Source organism: Kitasatospora sp. NPDC056531, from assembly GCF_042794375.1.
Lineage (GTDB): Bacteria > Actinomycetota > Actinomycetes > Streptomycetales > Streptomycetaceae > Kitasatospora.
On sequence record NZ_JBHTTU010000225.1, the window covers coordinates 1 to 4,417 of the forward strand.

General features: G+C 76.2%; 1 protein-coding gene. It reads right to left on the bottom strand.

The window, feature by feature from the left end; translation table 11 throughout:
- Window positions 1-4,417, bottom strand: a 4,417-nt coding sequence (locus ACFQ87_RS44660) for a type I polyketide synthase (RefSeq protein WP_380616784.1), incomplete at both ends; no start/stop codon positions are given.

Consider the following 4,417-nt stretch of genomic DNA (forward strand, 5'->3'; position numbering starts at 1 on the left):
CCCGGTGCTCCAACACCGCCCGACCCGAGACCAACGCCCGCGCCACATCCACCGGGTCAGCCCCGGGATGTGCCACCGCCCACTCCCGCAGCCGCACCACCTGATCCCGCAGCGCCGCCCCCGACCGCGCCGACACCACCCACGGCACCACCCCGCCGACGACCTCACCCGCCGCGGGAACCTCCGCCTCCGCCGCCTCCTCCAGCACCACATGCACGTTGGTGCCGCTGATCCCGAACGAGGACACCGCCGCCCTCCGGACCCGCTCACCGCCCGCGGGCCACGGCACGTCGTCCGTCAGCAGCTCGACCGAGCCCGCCGACCAGTCCACGTGCGACGAGGGCTCATCCACGTGCAGCGTCCGAGGCAGCACCCCGTGGCGCAGCGCCATCACCATCTTGATCACACCCGCCACACCCGCCGCCGCCTGGGCGTGGCCGATGTTGGACTTGACCGAGCCGAGCCACAGCGGCCGGTCCTCAGGACGGCCCTGCCCGTAGGTGGCCAACAGCGCCTGTGCCTCGATCGGGTCACCCAGCGTCGTGCCCGTCCCGTGCGCCTCCACCACGTCGACGTCCGCCGTGGTCAGGCCCGCGTTGGCGAGCGCCTGCCGGATCACCCGCTGCTGGGACGGCCCGTTGGGTGCGGACAGCCCGTTGGACGCACCGTCCTGGTTCATCGCCGATCCGCGCATCACCGCGAGGACGGTGTGCCCGTTGCGGCGTGCGTCCGAGAGGCGCTCCAGCAGGACCAGGCCGACGCCCTCGCCGGCGCCCATGCCGTCGGCCGACGCCGAGAACGCCTTGCAGCGGCCGTCCGTGGACAGTCCGCGCTGCCGCGAGAACTCGACGAAGAATTCGGGCGTCGACATGACCGCCACGCCGCCCGCGAGCGCGAGGTCGCACTCCCCCGAACGCAGCGCGTTCGCCGCCAGGTGCAGCGCGACCAGCGACGACGAGCACGCCGTGTCGATGCTCACCGCCGGCCCCTCCAGGCCCAGCGAGTACGCGACCCGGCCGGAGGCGATGCTGCTCGCGCTGCCGTAGCCGACGTAGCCCTCGACCTCTTCCGGGATGCGGTCGAGCCGCGAGCCGTAGTCGTTGTCGATGACGCCGGCGAAGATCCCGGTCCGGCTGCCGCGCAGCGAGCCGGGGTCGATTCCTGCCCGCTCGATCGCCTCCCAGGAGGCCTCCAGCAGCAGGCGCTGCTGCGGGTCCATCGCCAGCGCCTCGCGCGGCGAGATCCCGAAGAACTCGGCGTCGAACTCGGCCACGCCGGACAGGAATCCGCCGCGGCGGACGTAGCTGTGGCCCGGCCGTTCGGGGTCGGGGTCGAAGAGCGACTCGACGTCCCAGCCCCGGTCGGTCGGGAAGTCGCCGATCGCGTCGCCCCCGGCGGCGACCAGCTCCCAGAGCTCCTGGGGCGAGTCCGCCCCGCCGGGGAAGCGGCAGCCCATGCCGACGATCACGACCGGATCGCCGTCTGCGGCCGTACCGGCGACCGCCGTGGGCAGGGACGGCGCCGTCGTCGAGTCCGGTGCGGCGGCGCCGATCAGCCGTTCCAGGAGGTGACCGGCGAGCCGGGCGGGAGTCGGGTAGTCGAAGACGAGGGTGGAGGGCAGTCGCAGACCGGTGGCGCTGTTGAGCCGGTTGCGCAGCTCGACGCCGGTCAGCGAGTCGAAGCCGAGTTCCTTGAAGGCCCGGGTCGCGTGCACCGCGTCGGCCGACCGGTGGCCCAGCGCGCCCGCGGCCTCGGTCCGGACGATCTCCAGCAGCGCCGGCTCGCGCTCGGCCGCCGCCATCGCGGAGATCCGGGCGGCCAGCGGGGCCGCACCGGACTCCCGGGCGCGGCGACGACCTGCTGTCCCCAGCAGGTCGGCGAACAGCGCCGGCGCGGCCGCCGCGCGGGCGCGGATCGCCGGGAGGTCCAGGTGCGCGGGCACGAGGGTGGCGCCGGGCTCGTTGAGCGCCAGGTCGAACAGGCTCAGTGCCTCCTCGGCCGGCATCGCCACCGCGCCGGTCCGCGCCCACCGGGCGAGGTCGGCCTCGCTCAGCCGCCCGCCCATGCCCTGCGAGCCGGCCCACAGGCCCCAGGCGAGGGAGATTGCCGGCAGGCCCAGCGCCCGGCGATGCTGCGCCAGGCAGTCCAGGAAGGCGTTGGCGGCGGCGTAGTTGCCCTGGCCCGGGCCGCCGAAGGTGGTCGCTCCGGAGGAGAAGAGCACGAATGCGGCCAGCCGGGCGTCCCGGGTCAGCTCGTGCAGGTGGTACGCCCCGTCGGCCTTCGGGCGCAGCGACCGGTCCAGGTGGCCGACCGTCAGGGTCTCGACCAGTCCGTCGTCGACGATGCCCGCGGTGTGGACCACGGCGGTCAGCGGGTGCTCCTCGGGCACCCGGGCCAGCGCCTCGGTGAGCGCTCCCCGGTCGGCGAGGTCGCAGGCCAGCAGGGTGGCCTCGGCGCCCAGCCCGGCGAGGTCCGCGAGGAGTGCGGCGGCGTCCGGCGCGGCGGTGCCGCGGCGGGAGAGCAGCAGGAGCCGGCGCGCGCCGTGGCCGGTCACCAGGTGCCGTGCGACGAGCGCGCCCAGGCCGCCGGTGGCTCCGGTGATCAGGACGGTGCCCTCCGGGTCTAGCCCCTGCTCGGCGGTCGGCGGCGGGGTCGCGCGGACCAGCCGGGGCACGAGCAACGTCCCCTCGCGGAGGGCCAGTTGCGGTTCCGGTACGGCCAGCGCCAGCGGCCACCGGGTGAGCGAGGCGTCGTCACCGTCGAGGTCCAGCAGGGCGAAGCGGTCGGGGTGCTCCGACTGCGCCGAGCGCACCAGGCCCCAGACGGCGGCGGCCGGGAGATCGGCGACGGGCTCGCCCGCACGGGCGGCGAGCGCGCCCGTCGTGGCGACGACCAGGCGGGCGCCGTCGAAGCGGTCCTCCGCCAGCCAGGCCTGGAGCAGGCCGAGCACCGAGCCCAGCAGCCTGCGGGTCCGGGCGGGGGCGTCCTCCCCGGCCTCGGGCGCCACCGGGACGTGCAGCACGACCGTGGCGGGCACGGACCCGTCGGCCCCCGCGGCCGCGGCCAGGTCCTCGAACCGGGCGACCGGCCGGTACTCCTCCGCCAGGCGCGCGCCCAGGCCCGCCGTGTCCGGGCCGAGCAGGGCCCACGGCGGCACCGCCCCGGTGCCGGGCTCGACCGCCCGCCAGTCCACCCGGAACAGCGCGTCGCGGTGCAAGGGACCGTCCGGGCGCAGCTGTTCCGCCGTGACCGGGCGGACGGTGAGCGCCGCCACCGACGCGACGCCCGTCCCCGCGTCGTCCGCCACGTGCAGCGACACCGCGTCCGTCCCGGCGGGCGCCAGCCGGACACGCAGTCGGGAGGCACCCGCAGCCGCCCCCGGGCCGGCGGCCGGCCGGACGCCGCGCCAGGCGAAGGCCACCCGCGCCCCGGCCGTCGGGCCCTCTGGCTCACGGGCGATCGCCAGCGCGTGGACGGCGGCGTCCAGCAGGGCGGGGTGCAGCCCGAAGCGGTCGGTCTCCGCGTCCGCCTCCGCGGGGAGTTCGACCTCGGCGAACAGCTCGTCGCCGCGCCGCCAGGCCAGGCGCAGGCCCTGGAACACCGGACCGTAGTCGAATCCGGCAGCGCCCAGCCGTTCGTAGGCGCCGTCGGTCGCGAGGGGCGAGGCGCCCGGCGGCGGCCAGGCGGTGAGGTCCGGCGCGCCGGCGTCGGCATCCTCGGCCGGGACGACCAGCGTGCCGGTGGCGTGCCGGGTCCAGGGTTGGTCGGCGGGCGCGTTCTCGGGCCGGGAGTGGATGCCGATCGCGCGGGCGCCGGTCTCGTCCGGCGCACCGACGGTGACCTGCAGCTGGACGCCGCCCGTCTCGGGCAGCACGAGCGGTGCGGGCAGAACAAGCTCGTCGATCTCGCCGTGGCCGGTCCGCTCTCCGGCGCGCAGGGCGAGTTCCACGAACAGCGTGCCCGGGACGATGACCGTGCCGAGCACGGCGTGGTCGGCGAGCCAGGGGTGGGTGGCGGTGGAGAGCCGGCCGGTCAGGACCGTCCCGGAGCCGTCGGCCAGGTCGACTGCAGCGCCCAGGACCGGGTGGTCGACGGAGAGCTGGCCGCGGCCGGCGCCGGAGGATCCCGCGTCGGCGGCCGTCACCCAGTAGCGCTCGCGCTGGAAGGGATAGGTGGGCAGATCGGCCTGGGGACCGGCGGGGAGCAGGGTGGTCCAGTCGACGGGCAGGCCCGCGACGAAAGCCGCCGACAGCGCCGTCACCAGACGCCCGGGACCGCCCTCGTTGCGACGCAGGGTCTCCAGGACCACAGCACCCGGGGTCTCCTCCAGCTGATCGGCGATCGGGACGACCAGACCCGGATGCGGGCTGCACTCCACGAACAGCGTGTGCCCGTCCCCGACCGCAGCCCGCACCGC